The 16,448-nt window shown below is 38.9% G+C and carries 3 protein-coding genes; 2 read left to right on the top strand and 1 reads right to left on the bottom strand.

The window, feature by feature from the left end:
- A partial coding sequence (locus ACRCA4_RS08015) for an amino acid adenylation domain-containing protein (protein WP_433186642.1) occupies window positions 1–6,221 on the bottom strand: 6,221 nt, incomplete at its 3' end.
- 317 nt (window positions 6,222–6,538) lie between these two features.
- Between ACRCA4_RS08015 and ACRCA4_RS08020 the strand changes: the two genes are divergently transcribed.
- Together ACRCA4_RS08020 and ACRCA4_RS08025 are read left to right on the top strand one after the other, a co-directional pair.
- Complete coding sequence (locus ACRCA4_RS08020; RefSeq protein ID WP_433186645.1) at window positions 6,539–9,922, top strand: amino acid adenylation domain-containing protein; 3,384 nt, start codon at window positions 6,539–6,541, stop codon at window positions 9,920–9,922.
- Between the two features lie 35 nt (window positions 9,923–9,957).
- Window positions 9,958–16,446 carry an amino acid adenylation domain-containing protein gene (locus ACRCA4_RS08025; protein WP_433186648.1) on the top strand — a complete coding sequence of 2,163 codons (6,489 nt, stop codon included), beginning with the start codon at window positions 9,958–9,960 and terminating at the stop codon, window positions 16,444–16,446.
- Window positions 16,447–16,448 lie beyond the last annotated feature (2 nt).

The raw sequence follows: 16,448 nt of genomic DNA on the forward strand, positions 1-16,448 counted from the left end.
TTAATTAACACAGGTTTATAATTCGGTTGGTTACTGATCTCAGCCAGCACATGTGTCGCTAATGACGCTTTAGGTTTAACGATAATTTGTCGTATAAGAGCAGTATATGCTTGGCTAAGATTACCAATAGTCGCCTTATTAAATAACCCAGTATCAAACTCCCAGTTGAGTTCAATACTTGAATCATGTTGGATAATATCTAGGGTAAGATCAAACTTAGCAATCCCCACAGGGCTGTCTTGAAGTTGGCTAATCAATTGATTGAACTTCGGTGCTCTATCAGCTTGGTGGCGGAAACTGAACATTATTTGGAATAAAGGATGGTAACTTAAGCTGCGCTCAGGCTTAAGAACCTCTACTAGCTTTTCAAACGGATATTGCTGATTGGCTAACATAGCACTATGTTGTAATTTATCTTGTTCTAATTGAGCGATAAAACTACGAGAAACATCAACTTGAGTGCGTACTACCAACGTATTAACAAGATAACCTACAAGTGACTGCTGCCAACTTTCTGTGCGATTTGCCACCGGAGATCCCATAACAATATCACTCTGTTGGCTATATCTTGCCAACAAAATGGCAAAGCTACTTTGTAATAATTGATATACAGTCGTATTTTGTTGCGCTGCTAATGTGCTAAGTGATGTTAATACACTAGCATCAAGTTCAGTACGAAGGCTATCACCACAAAATTGCTGTTGTGATGGCCTTTGATAATCTGTAGCAATCTGATGCAATAGCGGTAAATCAACTAATTTCTGCTGCCAATAATGCCCTTGTTGCTCTATTGCTGAAGATACATCCTGCTGCTGCAACCATGATGTAAATTGCGCATAATTAACTGCAATAGGTTGCAAAACTTCATCGTTATATAATGCGGCTAACTCTTCAAGCAACAAACCAACCGATTCGCCATCGACAGCTATATGATGAAAACACAATAAAAGCTGATATTGATTCAGACCATAATGTAATAATTTAGCTCTAACCGGATAATCAGCAGCTAAATTAAATGGCAGCAATGCCATTTTATCAATCTCGGCTTCCAGCCATACAAAAACATCACACTTTTCTGGTAATTCGTCGTATTTCAACACAGTTTTGGGTACTGACAGTTTACTAACAGTCAGCATATCTTGTTGTTGATACACAGTTCGTAAAATAGCATGACGTTCAATTAGTTGGCATAAAGCCCAATCCAACTTATTCTGATCAACCACTCCCTTTAAGTCTAGGGTCAGTGGAATATGATACGCCGTTGATTGTTGCTCTAATTGACATAATAACCACATCTGTCTCTGTGCTGCAGATGCCAAGCTCGACTCGGTTAAACTAGATGCAGAAACAGATGTTAGTGTTTGCCCCTGTTCGTCTAACCAAGCTGATAATTTCTCTATCGTCGGATTATCAAATAAATGGCGAATAGTACACTGAACACCCCTTTGTTGTGTAATAGCACTAACCACTCTAGCGGCTAGTAACGAATGACCACCTAAAGCGAAAAAATTACTATCAATTGATGTTTGCTCTATTTCCAGCTGTAAATACTCGGCCCAAATTTGCTGTAATAAAATTTCAGTACTCGTTGAGGCTGCTTTAAACTCAGTATTAATATACTGCCAGTCTGGTAACGGTAAAGCATTACGATTAAGCTTACCGTTAACACTACGTGGTAGTTCTGAAACAGTAACAAAATACCCTGGCACCATAAAAGCAGGCAGTTGTTTAGCTAAAATTTGCCTTAATTCATATTCGGCTAGTGCATTGGCCTGTTGTAAAACATAATAAGCGACCAATACAGGCTGATCTGCGCGATCTTGTAGCAATAATACCGCTGCTTCTTTAATTTGTGGTTGTTGACACAAACAAGCTTCAATCTCAGCCAGCTCAACTCGATAGCCTCGAATTTTTACCTGATGATCTTTTCGGCCAATAAACTGATAATCCGATTCAGAAGTTAAACGAACCAAGTCACCCGTTTTGTACAATCTCTCATTGGCAATAAAAGGATTATTAATAAAGTTTTGTTCTGTTAACTCAGGACGATTTAAATAACCTCGGCCGACAGCCATACCTCCTATATATAACTCACCAACGGCACCTACTGGTAATGGTTGCAAGGCATCATCAAGCACATAGAGTCTGACAGTTGGTAATACTTGGCCTAGCGTAATGCGCTGTTTGGGCATGATACGGCCTAAAGTAGCCGCGATTGTGCATTCTGACGGCCCATAAGCATTATATAACGCATAACGCTCAGCCCATTTCCACGCCTGCTGCTCATTACATGCCTCTCCCGCAACTAATAACGTCTGTAAGCTATAATCATCGCGACAAAGTAAATGTGGTAATATGGCCGGAGGTAGTACTGCGTGTGAAATCTGCTCTTGCAACAATTTCTTCTCGAGAGCTAGCATATCTAGTCTTTGCGTCTCATCACATATATGTAATGAAGCACCACTACAAAATGCCATTATCAACTCAAAAGTCGCAGCATCAAAACTCACAGTAGCGAATTGTAATACTCTAGATACTGCGGTTATCTGTAAAGGTTCCCGAAGTGATAAACCTAACTCCAATAAGGCGCCACGCTGTAATAATGTGCCTTTCGGCTTGCCTGTAGAACCAGAGGTAAAAATAACATAGGCAAGTTGTTCAGAATGAAACATGATATCTGGCGTATCAATGGAGTAATTTGCTAAATTAAGGTGGTCTAACGCTATCGTATCAATAGTCGTTGGTAGTTGAGCTTGTAAACTTTGTTGAGTTAATACTAGCTGACAATCACTATCGGTGAGCATATGTTCAATACGCTCTTCTGGATAAGTTGGATCAATAGGTAAATAAGCACCACCAGCTTTAAGTACAGCCAAAATTGCAACCATAGTTGCAATGGACCGTTCAGTACAAACCGCAACAATTTGTTCTGGCTGCACTCCTTTATTAATTAAATAATGCGCTAACTGTGAAGATTGTTGATCTAATTCTCTGTAGGTTAATTGCTTTGAATTAAACTGGATAGCGACTTTATCTGCATAAGTAGCAGCCACTTTGGTTAAATGTTGGCCAAGCTCAATACCACTGCTAATAAAGTGTTCTGTACTTGGTTTAGCACAGCTAGTATTTGCAATCATCGCTAGCTCTGCCAGTGGTCTATTCAACTGTTCAGCCAAGGTGTCTAATAAATAACAATAGCTATCAGCAAGTGCTTGAATGGTCTTTTCTTCAAAGAGATCCGTGGCGTAAGTCCAACAACATCTAAAGCCCGCTTTACCAGATACTACTTCTAAAGTCAGATCAAACTTAGCTTCTTCGCTGGCATTTTCAGCCAAGGTGGCGGTTACATCATCAAATAACGTTAATTCATTATTGAATCCGGCATCGCGAAAACTAAACATTAACTGAAACAAAGGATGATAGCTTAAGCTGCGTTCTGGGTTGGTTAAATCTACAATGTCATCAAAAGGTAGGTCTTGATTATCCAGCACCTTCAACAAATAATTTCTAGCTTGCTGTAAAGTCGTAACCAAACTTTGCTGCATAGATAATGGCAAACGAAGAGGCAAACTATTAACAAAGAAGCCTGCAATATCTTCAAACTCGGGTAATAGACGATTAGCAACAGCTGTCCCCACTACTACATCGTCGGTAGCACTAAATCTAGCAACAAGTATTGTAAATAATGTTTGTAAAACACAAAACGGGCTTAATTCTAATTCAGTACACAATTTATTAAGAGTATCTGAAGCATTAATAGATAAAGCGCTATGCAACTGACGTCCAGCATAACTTTGATGCTGTGGTCGAACATAATCGGTCATTAAACTATGTAATGACGGAGCCCCTAGCAACTGACTCGACCAAAATTCTCTTTGCTTATCAGCTGCGTCGGTTTGAAGCCATTGCTGTTGCCACTGAACATAATTAGCATAATGCCATGGAGCTTCGGTTAACTCTGATACAATACCTGCACAATGCTGATTGTAATAATGTGCCAATTGTTCAAGTAACAGGTCCATACTCCAACCATCAGTTATAATATGGTGACAAGTTAGAATTAACACCTTTTTCTCTGAGAAATGAATCAATTCAGCTGCGAACAAAGCTTGATTAGATAAGTCAAAAGCTATTTGACTTTTCAATGTAATGTACTCATTTAACACTGTTTCAGTGTTTGTTTTATCAGTCCAGTCTTGTTGTTGCAGTATCGTTGTAGGTACCGGTAAGGTTTCTTGCCATAATTGATTACTTGCACTATCCATTAAAAACCGAGTACGTAATTGTGGCTGACTATATACTAGTGATGTTAATGCTTGCTCAAGCGCAATTAGCTGCAAAGAGCCCTCGAAATAAATAACCGACTGGACATTATTTATTTCTTTTTGCGAAGATAAGCTGTTGCTAAGCCACATACGCTGCTGGCCGGACGACGCTAAAAACCTTTCGGGCACAGGCATTTTTTGCAATATACTCTGATTCTTCTTTGAATTTTGCTCCAACCATTTAGCTAGTTTTCTTACGCTGTTACATTCAGAGAACTGAGCAAAACTTAACTCAACACCATATTGTTGTGTCAAACGGCCCAACATTTTAGTTAATTGAATTGAGTGGCCACCTAATTCAGAAAAACTATGGACAACACTGACTAGCTCAACTTGTAGTATATCTTGCCAAATCTTTGCTAGCTCGGTTTCGAGCTCTGTTGCAGCATATTCTTGCTGAACTAATATTGGTGTAGCCATTTCGTGCGTAAGCAAATGTTTTCTATCAACTTTACCGCTACTCAATAATGGGAACTCTTTCAACCAATAGCCTTGCTCAGGTAGCATATAACGCGGCAACTTAGTTGATAACCAAGTACGTACCTCTAACCATCCAGGTTGAAGCGAACCAGCCGGTCGAATAAAAGCAATTAAACTATCCTGTTTAGAATGTTTAACAATAGCTGTTTCCGCGATTGCTGGATGACTATTAAGCTGGTTTTCAATTTCACTAACCTCTACCCTAAAACCACGTACTTTCACTTGTTGATCGCGTCTACAAATAAATCTAAGCAATCCTGAAGCATCACGCGTGACAATATCTCCTGTACGATACCAGCGCCCTTGTTCGTCTTCATAGAACACGTCTTTAGTTTGTTCCGGCCTATTAATATACCCCTCAGCAAGACAATCCCCACCAAGGTGTAACTCTCCTTCGTGTGCCGCAAAACCATCAACAGGTACGACTCTACACAACCTAGGTTGTAAAACTTTACCTATAGCTACCGCAGTAGCTTGCAAATCCTTTGCGCTAATATTATGGTAACAAGCAGAAATAACTGCTTCAGTCGGACCATAAGCATTTAATAAATGACAACGTCCAAACAAATGATATTCTTGCCAAAAGTCAATAATTTGCCTTGGTAATACATCTCCCCCTACAACAATTGTTTTTAACGAAGTAGATGCCCAATAAGCTTTGGCGCCATCTCCTTCAAGTAATAACCCTAAATAAGCAGGTGGAATATCAGTCATAGTGACCTGATACTTCTGAGTATAGCGGTAAAAATCAGCCACACTAAATTGTTGCAAATGTTGTAAATGTAAATTGCAACCATGAAGTAAACTTAACCAAAGTAATTCCAGCGAAGCATCAAAGGTTAAAGAGTTTAAATGCAGTAATACATCAGAAGATGATAAAGAAAATTGTCGCGAGATCTGTTGCACATGCTTCAGTAATGCTGCGTTACTAACTAAGACTCCTTTAGGTGTACCAGTACTACCTGATGTATAGATTATATACCCTGCAACATCTAAATTTTTCCATTCATTATCAATAAGATAATCACAACCATTAAGATTAGTTGTGGATACTTTAAATAACTTACAATGCTGTTCTGGCTGGTCTGAGATAAGAAGCTTTAATCCTGCATCTTGAATAATGAATCGTGTTCGTTCAGCTGGCGCTTGAGGATCTATAGGAACAAAAATCGCATCTAATCTGCATATAGCTAAGTAAACTACAATGTAATCAATAGATTTTTCTAAAACTAAACCAACTGTACTTCCTGGCGTAATACCTAGTTTCTGCAGCTTTTCTACAAATAAACTCACTCTTTGAGTTAACTTTTCATAACTTATAGAATCACTTTCAGAACTTATCGCAATACAATCGGCAAATTTAGTACTTGTTGCCATAAAAGTAGGATATATAGTTAATTTTATTTCATTACCCACAATTAATTCCCTTGATAATACATTTTATAATTATAATTATGTAAACATCATCAGTTAACTTAACTACATTTTCAATCGCAAATTAACAAAACAACGACACACCAACCACCATAAGAACAATACAGTAACAAAATCCAATAAAAAATACACCGATTAACATCTGTTGACTAAAAATTCTTTTTTAATTACAGTTCCCACCGTACTTTGTAAACAAACGTGCAATTTTGAGTTAAATGTTAGCTCATTGTGCTCAGTTAAAAGCAATGTTGGTAGCAACAAGGGAGCGCAGTGCAAACACGCTGCTAAGAAGTAATACAATGAATATTGAGTATTTGATCGGCAAAGCAGAAAAACATGATATCGAATTATTTTTAGATAACGGTAAGCTAGGGTATCGAGCTTATAAGGCACAGCCAAGTAAGGGTTTGCTGCAAGAGTTATCAGAGAATAAAGTGGCAATTTTGCAGTATTTGCAGCAGCAGGCTGTAAGTACAGCGGATTACAGCCAGCCTATACCAGTTTCAACTAGTCAACAAAGAATTTGGACGATTGATCAGCTTGAGCAGGGTAGCACCGAATTTCATATACCAACTGTCTTCTTACGTTCCAGCTCGACTGATTTATTAGTATTAATTGAAAGATTAAAATCTATTGTTGAACAACATTACGTATTACGTTGTAACTTCATGGAAAAGGATGGGGAATTATATCAACAAGTTGAAAGTGTTAATAAATTAAAAATTACTCAAGAAGACCTGAGCCATCTTGAGTACCAAGATGCTATCACTCAAGCTAAAGTACACATAGAGGAAGATAACCAGCTAGCATTTAATTTAGCAGATGACCTTCCGTTGCGAGCAATATTTTTTCGTCTACCACAGCAGCATGCTATTATTTATATTAATATTCATCATATTGCAGTAGATGAAAACTCAGTTAATTTATTACTTAACCAGTTATTTTCTGAAGAGTCTGCTGAAAAATCAAACTCACTTTCCTATCAATATGCAGATTACGTCTATTGGCAACAAGCACATTTGCGTTCATATCCATTTAAACAGAAATTAGCAGCTTATGCAGAACAGTTAACTGGGGCTCCTGCTTTGCATAGTTTGACACTTGATTTCCCATATAGTACCCAAACCACTAATGCAGCGGCTCAACATAAAATTAAACTCAACCCAGTCTTAACTCTCGCTGCTTTTAAATTATGTCATCAACAACAAATCACCCCCTTTATGTTATTGCAAGGCGCACTATCGGCATTTCTTAGTGTTTGGACTCGTTGTGATGATATTGTTCTTGGTACACCGAGCATATTGCGACCACAAGATAAGTTTGAACAGGTAATTGGTTGTTTTTTAAATTTATCAGTACTTCGCAGCCAGTTTAACGAGGGAATGACAGCGTTAGATGTGATAAAGCAAGCTAAGAAAGTAAGCCTTAATTTACTAGATTGGCAATCTATCCCCTTTGAAACCTTGCTAGAAAAGTTAAAACCTGAACGTAGTCCTTTGTATAGCCCGTTATTTCAAATTTTGTTTTCTATGCATATGCTAGAACAACCTAAGAATGGAAGTGAAAATAACAGCATAAGCGCTATCGGGGTTAATAGATTCACAACTAAATATGATCTGACCGTTCACGCCAATGTAAGAAAACAACATATTGAATTTAATTTTGATTACAAAACAGACTTATTTTCTGCCAGCAGTATCGCTCAGCTAGCAAATGCTTTTAACTTGTTTTTAGATACTTTTATCCAAGCTCCAGCTACAGAGATAACAAAAATTAATTTGGTATCTACAAATGACGCCGTAAAAATTAGCCAGTTTAATGCGACGCAAATTGATTACCCAAGGCAGAAACGGATCGATCAACTTATTAGCCAACAGGCCAAAGCTACCCCTAATAAAATTGCAATAGAAGCAGAGCAATGCCTTACATATCACGAGTTAGAACAATATAGCCAGCGTATTGCGCAAGCTTTGGCGCTTCAAGGTGTCAGATCAGGTGAGCATATAGGAATTATGCTGGAACGTTCTGCTTTAATGGTTTGTACCATGCTGGCATTGATGAAACTTGAAGCTGCCTATGTACCGCTGGATCCTGCTTATCCAGCACAACGATTACAGTATATTTTTCAAAGTGCTCAATGCTCTATTTTAATTAGCGACATTCCAGGCGCATCGTCAATAGTAGGTGCTACAACATGCATTTCTCCAGAGACTTTATTACATAATGCATCACCTTTGACCTTACCAAATAGCGTATTAGGTAGCGAGGCTCCGGCATATCTCATTTTTACATCAGGCTCTACAGGTCTGCCCAAAGGCATCGCTATACAACATCACAATGTTGTAAATCTATTAGTTTCGATGCAGAAAAAGCCCGGTATCACTAATCAAGATAAATTACTTGCCATTACTCCCATATCCTTTGACATTTCAGTCTTAGAGTTGTTTTTGCCTTTAATCAGTGGTGCTTGTTTAGTGATCGCTTCTCAAGATGCTAGGGATGGTTTTAGTTTACGACAACGTTTAGAGCAAGGTGATATTAATCTAATGCAAGCAACTCCTGCAGGCTGGCAAAGTTTAATTGACGCCGGTTGGCAAGGTAATACTCAACTAACCGCTCTTTGTGGCGGCGAGATATTATCCGCACAACTTGCCAATGAGCTTTGTCGTAGGACAGCGTCTCTCTGGAATATGTATGGTCCAACAGAAACGACGGTATGGTCCAGTGTAGCAGAAGTTAATGCAACCGATCACAAAAATATAACTATCGGTCAGCCTATTGCTAATACGGGTATTTATATAGTTAGCACTAAGCTTCAGCAATGCGCATTAAATCAAACGGGTGAGATTGCAATTACAGGTGAAGGTGTTTGTTTAGGCTACGTTTCACGACCTGAATTAACACAAAGTCGCTTTGTAAACTTAAAAACAGCAGATGGAGAAAAACGGGCTTATTTAACAGGTGATTTAGGCCGCATGACAATAGAGGGAAAATTACACTGTTTAGGCCGTACTGATGATCAGGTGAAACTCAGAGGCTTTAGAATTGAGCTCACTGAAATTGATGCAGTTATGTTATTGCAACCCAATATTAAACAGGCTGCCACGGTGATCCATCAACACAATAACGGCGCTACACTTGTCTGCTATTATTGTCCGGAGCAACAAGATATAGCTAATAACGAACAGCTATTATTACAACAGCTCAAGCAAAAACTGCCGAATTATATGGTACCTGATCGCATTGTCAGGATGTCACAGTTTCCGCTAACTCCAAGTGGTAAAGTTGATCGTAAGGCGCTTAGTACATTAACGTTAGAGCAACAGCAAACTCAACAGTTCCCGCCTGAAACCGAATTACAGCGTGAACTGGTTACCTTATGGCAGCAATTAACCGGCGAAACCGAAATAGGCATTACTGACAACTTTTTTGCTATAGGTGGTGATTCTATTTCTTCAGTAAAAGTCGTTCGCTTTTTGCGGGATCACGGCTATGACATGAATAATAAATTATTATTCAGTCATCAAACAATTCAAGAACTTACAGCGCATTTGCCTCCGCTTATAGCAACAAACACAAGCAAAATATCTGAAATACAAGTCGACGGTATTGATATGTTGTTATCTGCAGATGACGACGATAGCGATCTTGCTGCTATTTTAAAAGAATTTTCAACACATTAATTTAAACAATAATAATAATAATCAGGATATTGGTAATGACATCTACAGAAAATATTGCAGCAATCTACCCCATGTCTCCGACACAAGCAGGTTTATTATACTACTTGTTAAATGCCGATAAAAATGACTTGAGTTACCGCGAGCAATTAAAATTTACTGTCGATAAAAATTTATGCTTATCTAAATTAAAACTTGCTTGGCAACATGTCATCGGTCGTCATCCTGTATTAAGATCAATATACAGCTGGCAAGATAAGTCAAAACCATTTCAAATTGTACTTAAACATGCTTCTTTAGACTGGAAGCAGCATGATTTAAGTCAGCTGAGTAATGATGATGCCCAACAATGCATACAAGAAATAGCCCGGCGTTCTAGGCAAAATCCATTACAACTCGACCAAATCCCACCGTTACAGATGGACTACTTCATACTAGCTGATGGTAGTGCAGAATTAATTTTTAGCTTTACTCATTTACAATTAGATGGCTGGTCAATGGCGCTAATTAGTAACGAAGTAGAAGCTGTTTTAACCCAGTTATTAACTTCCGATGAACCAAGACTACCAGAAGTTGGCGAGTACAAAGAATACGTAAAATGGCTACTTTCTCGTGATCAGACTGCCTCATTGCAGTACTGGCAACAACAGCTAAATGGATGCGATCCTACACCGCCTATACATGTAAAACATCAAACTGGACAAAATGAAGAGATCAACCATGAGCAATCAGTACTTAAACAGCAATTAGATGCCGTACAAAGTGAAAAAATACAACAATTTTGTCGCCAAAATGGCGTAACAGTAAATGCGTTTATGCTAGGTGTATTCGGTTATCTCAATAATCTAACAAGTAACCAATCACAAAGTATTATTGGATCGGTTGTATCTGGTCGCCCAGCAGAAGTTGAAACGATCGAACGCACAGCTGGCTTCTTTAGTAATGCTTTGCCTACAGTTATAAAAACAAATGAATTAGATGTTATAAATTGGATCCAACAGTTGCAACAACAGTTAGTAGAAGGCCGCGAGCATTCGTTTGTATCACAGGAGCAAATTAAAACAGCTGTTAATATTGCTGTCACTGAGCCTTTATTCTCAACTTTATTTATATTTCAAAACTACCCTAAAAACATAATCAGTGGTGATGGAGATCAGAAACCCAGTGTAATTCAACAACAGCAAGGTGTCGAACAGAGCCATTATCCATTAACCTTATATATTAGTGTAAAAGACACTATTAATATTTGGGCTAGCTTTGACAATCAGCAGTATCAACAGCATGAAATCTTGATGTTACTTAATTACTATCAAGAATTAATGTTACAGTTTATTGAACAAGCACAAAAACCTCTCTCTGCTTTAAATTTGCTTACCGACTATCGTAGAGAACAACTGGAGAAAGTTGCGAACGGTCCAGATAAGCCTGAGTTTATACAACAAAGCTTATCGTCAAGACTATTTCAAATACACGCTAAACCCCAACAAGTCGCTCTTATCGATGGTAGCCGTCGTTTTACTTATCAACAACTTGCCCAGCAAATCGAAACTGTGCGCCAGCATTTTTTATCTCGTGGAATTGGACCAGGTAAACGCATAGCTTTATGTCTACCCCGCAGTGCCGAATTTATTATCTCGAGCTTAGCTTGCCTGCAAGCTGGGGCGAGTTACGTCCCTATCGATCCCGCTATGCCCCCAGAACGCCAGCAGTTTATTTTTGAAGATGCTGGTGTTGCATTAATTATCAGTGATAGTCCCCCGGTTACTGAGCAATTTCCAATTTTACTAACAACGAATTTATTAACGGGTCCTCTTTGCCCTGTTCCTTCTACAGAATATTCTTTTGAAAACTCTTCAGAAGCCTATGTAATTTATACGTCAGGCTCTACAGGCACACCAAAAGGCGTCGCCGTTTCTCGAGCGTCTTTATGTCATTATGCGCTATCTGCAGCAGAATATTATCAATTAAACACGGACGATAATGCACTGCAATTTGCCTCGATAAGTTTCGATACTGCAATTGAAGAGATTTATCCGACTTTATTTAGTCATGCACGTTTGATTCTACGTGATGATTCAGTGCTTGGTACCGCAAAGGGTTTTAATCAGTTTTTACAGCAACAGCAAGTTTCTATTCTTAATCTACCAACAGCATACTGGATGCATCTAGTCACCATGCTTGAAGAAGAGCAAATTACACTTAGTCCGCAAATTCACACAGTAATTATAGGTGGTGAAGAAGCTTTACCTGGGGTTTTAAAGAAATGGCAACAATATTGTCGGCTACATAGTTTAACAACTAAGTTATATAACACCTACGGGCCAACAGAAACTACTGTCATTTGTAGTCGTACTGAGTTAAGTCAATATCAAGCTAATAACACGGCATTACCGATAGGTCGAGCCATTGATAATAGCAGCTTATATATTATAAATAACCATCTACAACTTCTTGCGCCTGGCTGTGTTGGAGAAATTGCTATTTCGGGCCCAGGATTAGCATTAGGTTATTTAAACCATCCTGCGCTTACTGCGGAAAAGTTTGTTCAATTACCCCAAGCGGGACCTGCCTACCTTAGCGGGGATTTAGGCTACTATCAAGATGGCCAATTGTTTTATTTAGGGCGTAAAGATTTTCAAGTTAAAATACGAGGATATCGCGTTGAGCTTGGTGAAATCGAACAAGTTTTGTCTACTCACCCCCAAATTAGCGAATGTGTTCTAACAAGTTTTACTGACCAAAATGACATTCGGCAGCTTGCAGCTTATTTTGTTGCTGCAGTTTCCCTATCGCATCAGCAAATCAGGCAGTTTTTAGCTGATTTATTACCTGATTACATGTTGCCATCTGCTTCGGTGCAATTAAAAAGTTTACCCAAAACCTTAACCGGAAAATATGATCGGAAACAATTGCCAACACCCCAGCTAGACTCTAGCCAGATAAATAACTTTTCTGATCCTTTCCAAGATTTGTTAGCGCAAATATGGCTAAAACTGCTTGGCGATCAGCCTTTAGCTACTGATAGCCATTTCTTCCGTCTTGGTGGGCACTCTATTCTAGTAACAAAACTCATTGCTGAAATACGTAATAATTTAGAGGTAAATCTAAGTTTTTCCGATGTGTTTCAACATCCGGAACTTGGACAACAAGCAAAGTTACTTCAACTTCAGCAAGCAAAAGCGCAGCAAACATATACATTGCCGACTATTCAATCTTATCCTGCACAACAGGATATACCATTATCATTCCAACAAGAGCGTGTATGGTTTTTACAACAACTGCAACCCGAAAATACAGCGTATAACTTTCAGATCAGTTTTTGGTTAAAAGGGCCATTACAACCTAAATTATTAGAAGAAAGTCTGACTGAAATAGTAGCTCGACAGCAACTGTGGCATACCAGCTTTCACCAACACTCGGGAATTCCCCACCAACGTGTTTGTCAGCCATTTTCAGTTGATTTACAACTTGAATCTTTGGTGCATTTAGCAGCAGATGATAAAGATAAGTATGCTAAACAAATTCTTGAGGAGCTAAGTCAAACTGCATTTGATGTTAGTCAACTTCCCCTAATTAGATGGAAGCTTCTACAGTTAGATACCGATCATTACCAATTAATTCAGGTTGAGCACCATCTGGTCCACGACGGTTGGTCTGTTGGTTTATTTTTAAAAGAGTTGCAAAGTATTTATCAAGCTAAATTAAACCGTACCGAGCATTCATTACCCAACTTGCAAGTTAGCTATGCTGATTTCTGTTTATGGCAACGTGAAGTATTATCAGGGCCTTACTTCAATCAGATGGAACAGTACTGGTTAACAAAGCTAGCTGATTGCCCAACCCAATTAGCATTGCCTTATGATTATTCTCGTCCTACTACGCCTAGCTTTCGTGGCGACTCTGAAATGTTTCATTTACCCGACTCACTTTATAGTCAATTACGCCATTTTAGTAAACAACAAGGCTACACACTGTATATGACTATGCTAGCGGCTTATTATGTTATGTTGTATCGCTACTCTCAGCAAACAGACATTTGTGTTGGTGCCGGTGCCGCATCTAGAAACTTACCAGAGTTACAACCTATCATAGGCATGATGGTTAATAGTATCGTGCTTCGTACTGATTTAAGTGGCAACCCCAGCTTTTTAGAGTTATTAGATAGGGTTAAAACTACCTGTTTAGGCGGCTACTCCCACCAAGATATGCCTTTCGAACAACTAGTTAAAAAATTATGTCCCAACCGTATTGGTCATGCTAACCCGCTATTTCAAACCATGTTCAGTTTTCATGATTCAGAAGTACCTGATTTAAATTTCGGTGGACTTGAAGTAAAAGCACAGGTGAAAACCAACAAGTCAGCTAAGTTAGATTTAAATATTATTGTTGCACCACAGGCTGAGCAGAGGGTAGGAAAAATAAGCTCTCGTCCTGATTACGCGGTGGTGACATGGGAATACAGTACTGAGTTATTTAATCGTAAAACTATACTAGATATGATTGATACTTACTTGCAACTGTTAGATACACTAACGAAACAACCGCAAGAAGCAATCAACCAGATTAATGCCGTTAGTCCTGAATCAATGCAAGAGCAAATATTCTCTTTAAATAAGACTGAGCGAGTACTACCTGATGCATCTATTCCTACATTATTTGACCAGCAGGTAGCATTAACACCAAACAAAATAGCAGTATTTTGCCCTTTAGCAGGTGAGGTAAGTTTTCAACAGCTTCAGCAACGCTCATTACAATTAGCGACTTATTTACAACAAAAAAATGTTAAATCAGAACAAATTATTGGCTTAGCTATTCCTGCTGGTATGGACTTATATGCTGCTATGCTTGCGTGTCTTCGTATAGGCGCTAGCTATATGCCTATTGATTTAACCGCGGGAGAGCTACGTTTAAACGCTATGTACTCTGATTTACAGCTGCAACAGCATTCCGTTATTTTATCGCATCAGCCCCAACTTGAGCACTGCCCTGAAAAAATTAGCATACTGAGTGTACCAGAGACTTGTCCCGCCAAAGTATCAATATTTGATGCATCAAGCCCACAACAACAAGCTTACGTACTTTATACTTCAGGCACTTCAGGTCGACCTAAAGGAGTATGTGTTCCGCAACAAGCGATTATTCGTTTAGTTAAAAATAATCAATACATAACCATTACCGAACAAGATCGTATATTGCAGCATTCATCAGTGTACTTTGATGCTTCAGTACTAGAGATTTGGGGAGCCTTACTAAATGGTGCTTGTCTTATAGTTCCAGCTCAACCTAAATTAACATTAGAAGAGCTTGAGCGGTGTATAACCCAAGATAATATAAGTATTTTGTGGCTTACTGCCGGTTTATTCCATGCTTTTTCTGACTATATAAATGATCGTCCCTTGCCTAGTCTTCATACACTGTTAGCCGGTGGTGATGTTTTATCTGCAGATAAAGTGAGATCCATGTTACAACGATATCCAGATTTAACACTGATCAATGGTTATGGCCCAACTGAAAATACAACATTCTCATATTGTTATGCAATGCAAGCTGACAACCTACACCAATGGCAACACCTACCATCAGTGCCGCTAGGCTATGCTATCAGCAATAGTCGGGGTTATATCTTAGATCAACAACAGCAATTACTACCCTATGGCGCTACAGGTGAGTTATACCTTGCAGGAGAAGGACTAGCTACAGGCTACCTTGGGTTAAACTATGCTACTAACGATAGCTTTATCGACTTAGAGCTAGGTGAAGCTGAGTATAAACGTACTGAACGTTTATACCGCACCGGTGATTTAGTACGGTACAGCAAAGATGGTCTATTATGCTTTATTGGCCGACAGGATAGCCAAGTTAAAATTCGTGGCTTTAGGGTTGAGCCATTGGAAGTCGAAGAAGTGCTTCGGCAGCATCCTAATGTTAAACAAGCTGCAGTTGCAGTTGAAGATGATGTTCAACTTGGTAAGTCTCTATTAGCATTTGTTAGTATTGATGGCCAGGTCACTCATGCTGAGCTCATGTTATATTGTCAGCAAAAATTACAACCTTTCCAGCAACCTGCCACTATTACTTTGTTGACTGAGTTACCATTAACCGCTGTTGGGAAAATTGATAAAGCCGCATTATTAAACTTAACACGTTCAGAACCTGTTGCTGAAAACCTACAACTAGCGACCACTGATACTGAGATCCGCCTCCAACAAATTTGGTCTCAAATTCTAGGGAAAAATAATATTACCTTACAGCAAAACTTTTTCAGTTTAGGTGGTCATTCCTTAGTCGCTGTAAAAGTTATAGCCGATATTCAGCAACAATTCGGTGTCCGATTAAGCTTACTTGATTTTTTTCACCGCCCAACTATTGCTGCGCTAGCGACTTTGATAGAGCAACAACCAAAAACAGAATCGATAACCTCTAGCCCAGTTAGCCAAGCTGAAGTTGAACCAACGCCTGATGAGTTAGCTAATTTATCAGACGAACAGCTCGATGCAATGTTAGCTGCACTTACGGAGCAAGAGTAATC

It is taken from the genome of Rheinheimera sp. WS51, from assembly GCF_050936095.1.
Taxonomy (GTDB): domain Bacteria; phylum Pseudomonadota; class Gammaproteobacteria; order Enterobacterales; family Alteromonadaceae; genus Alishewanella.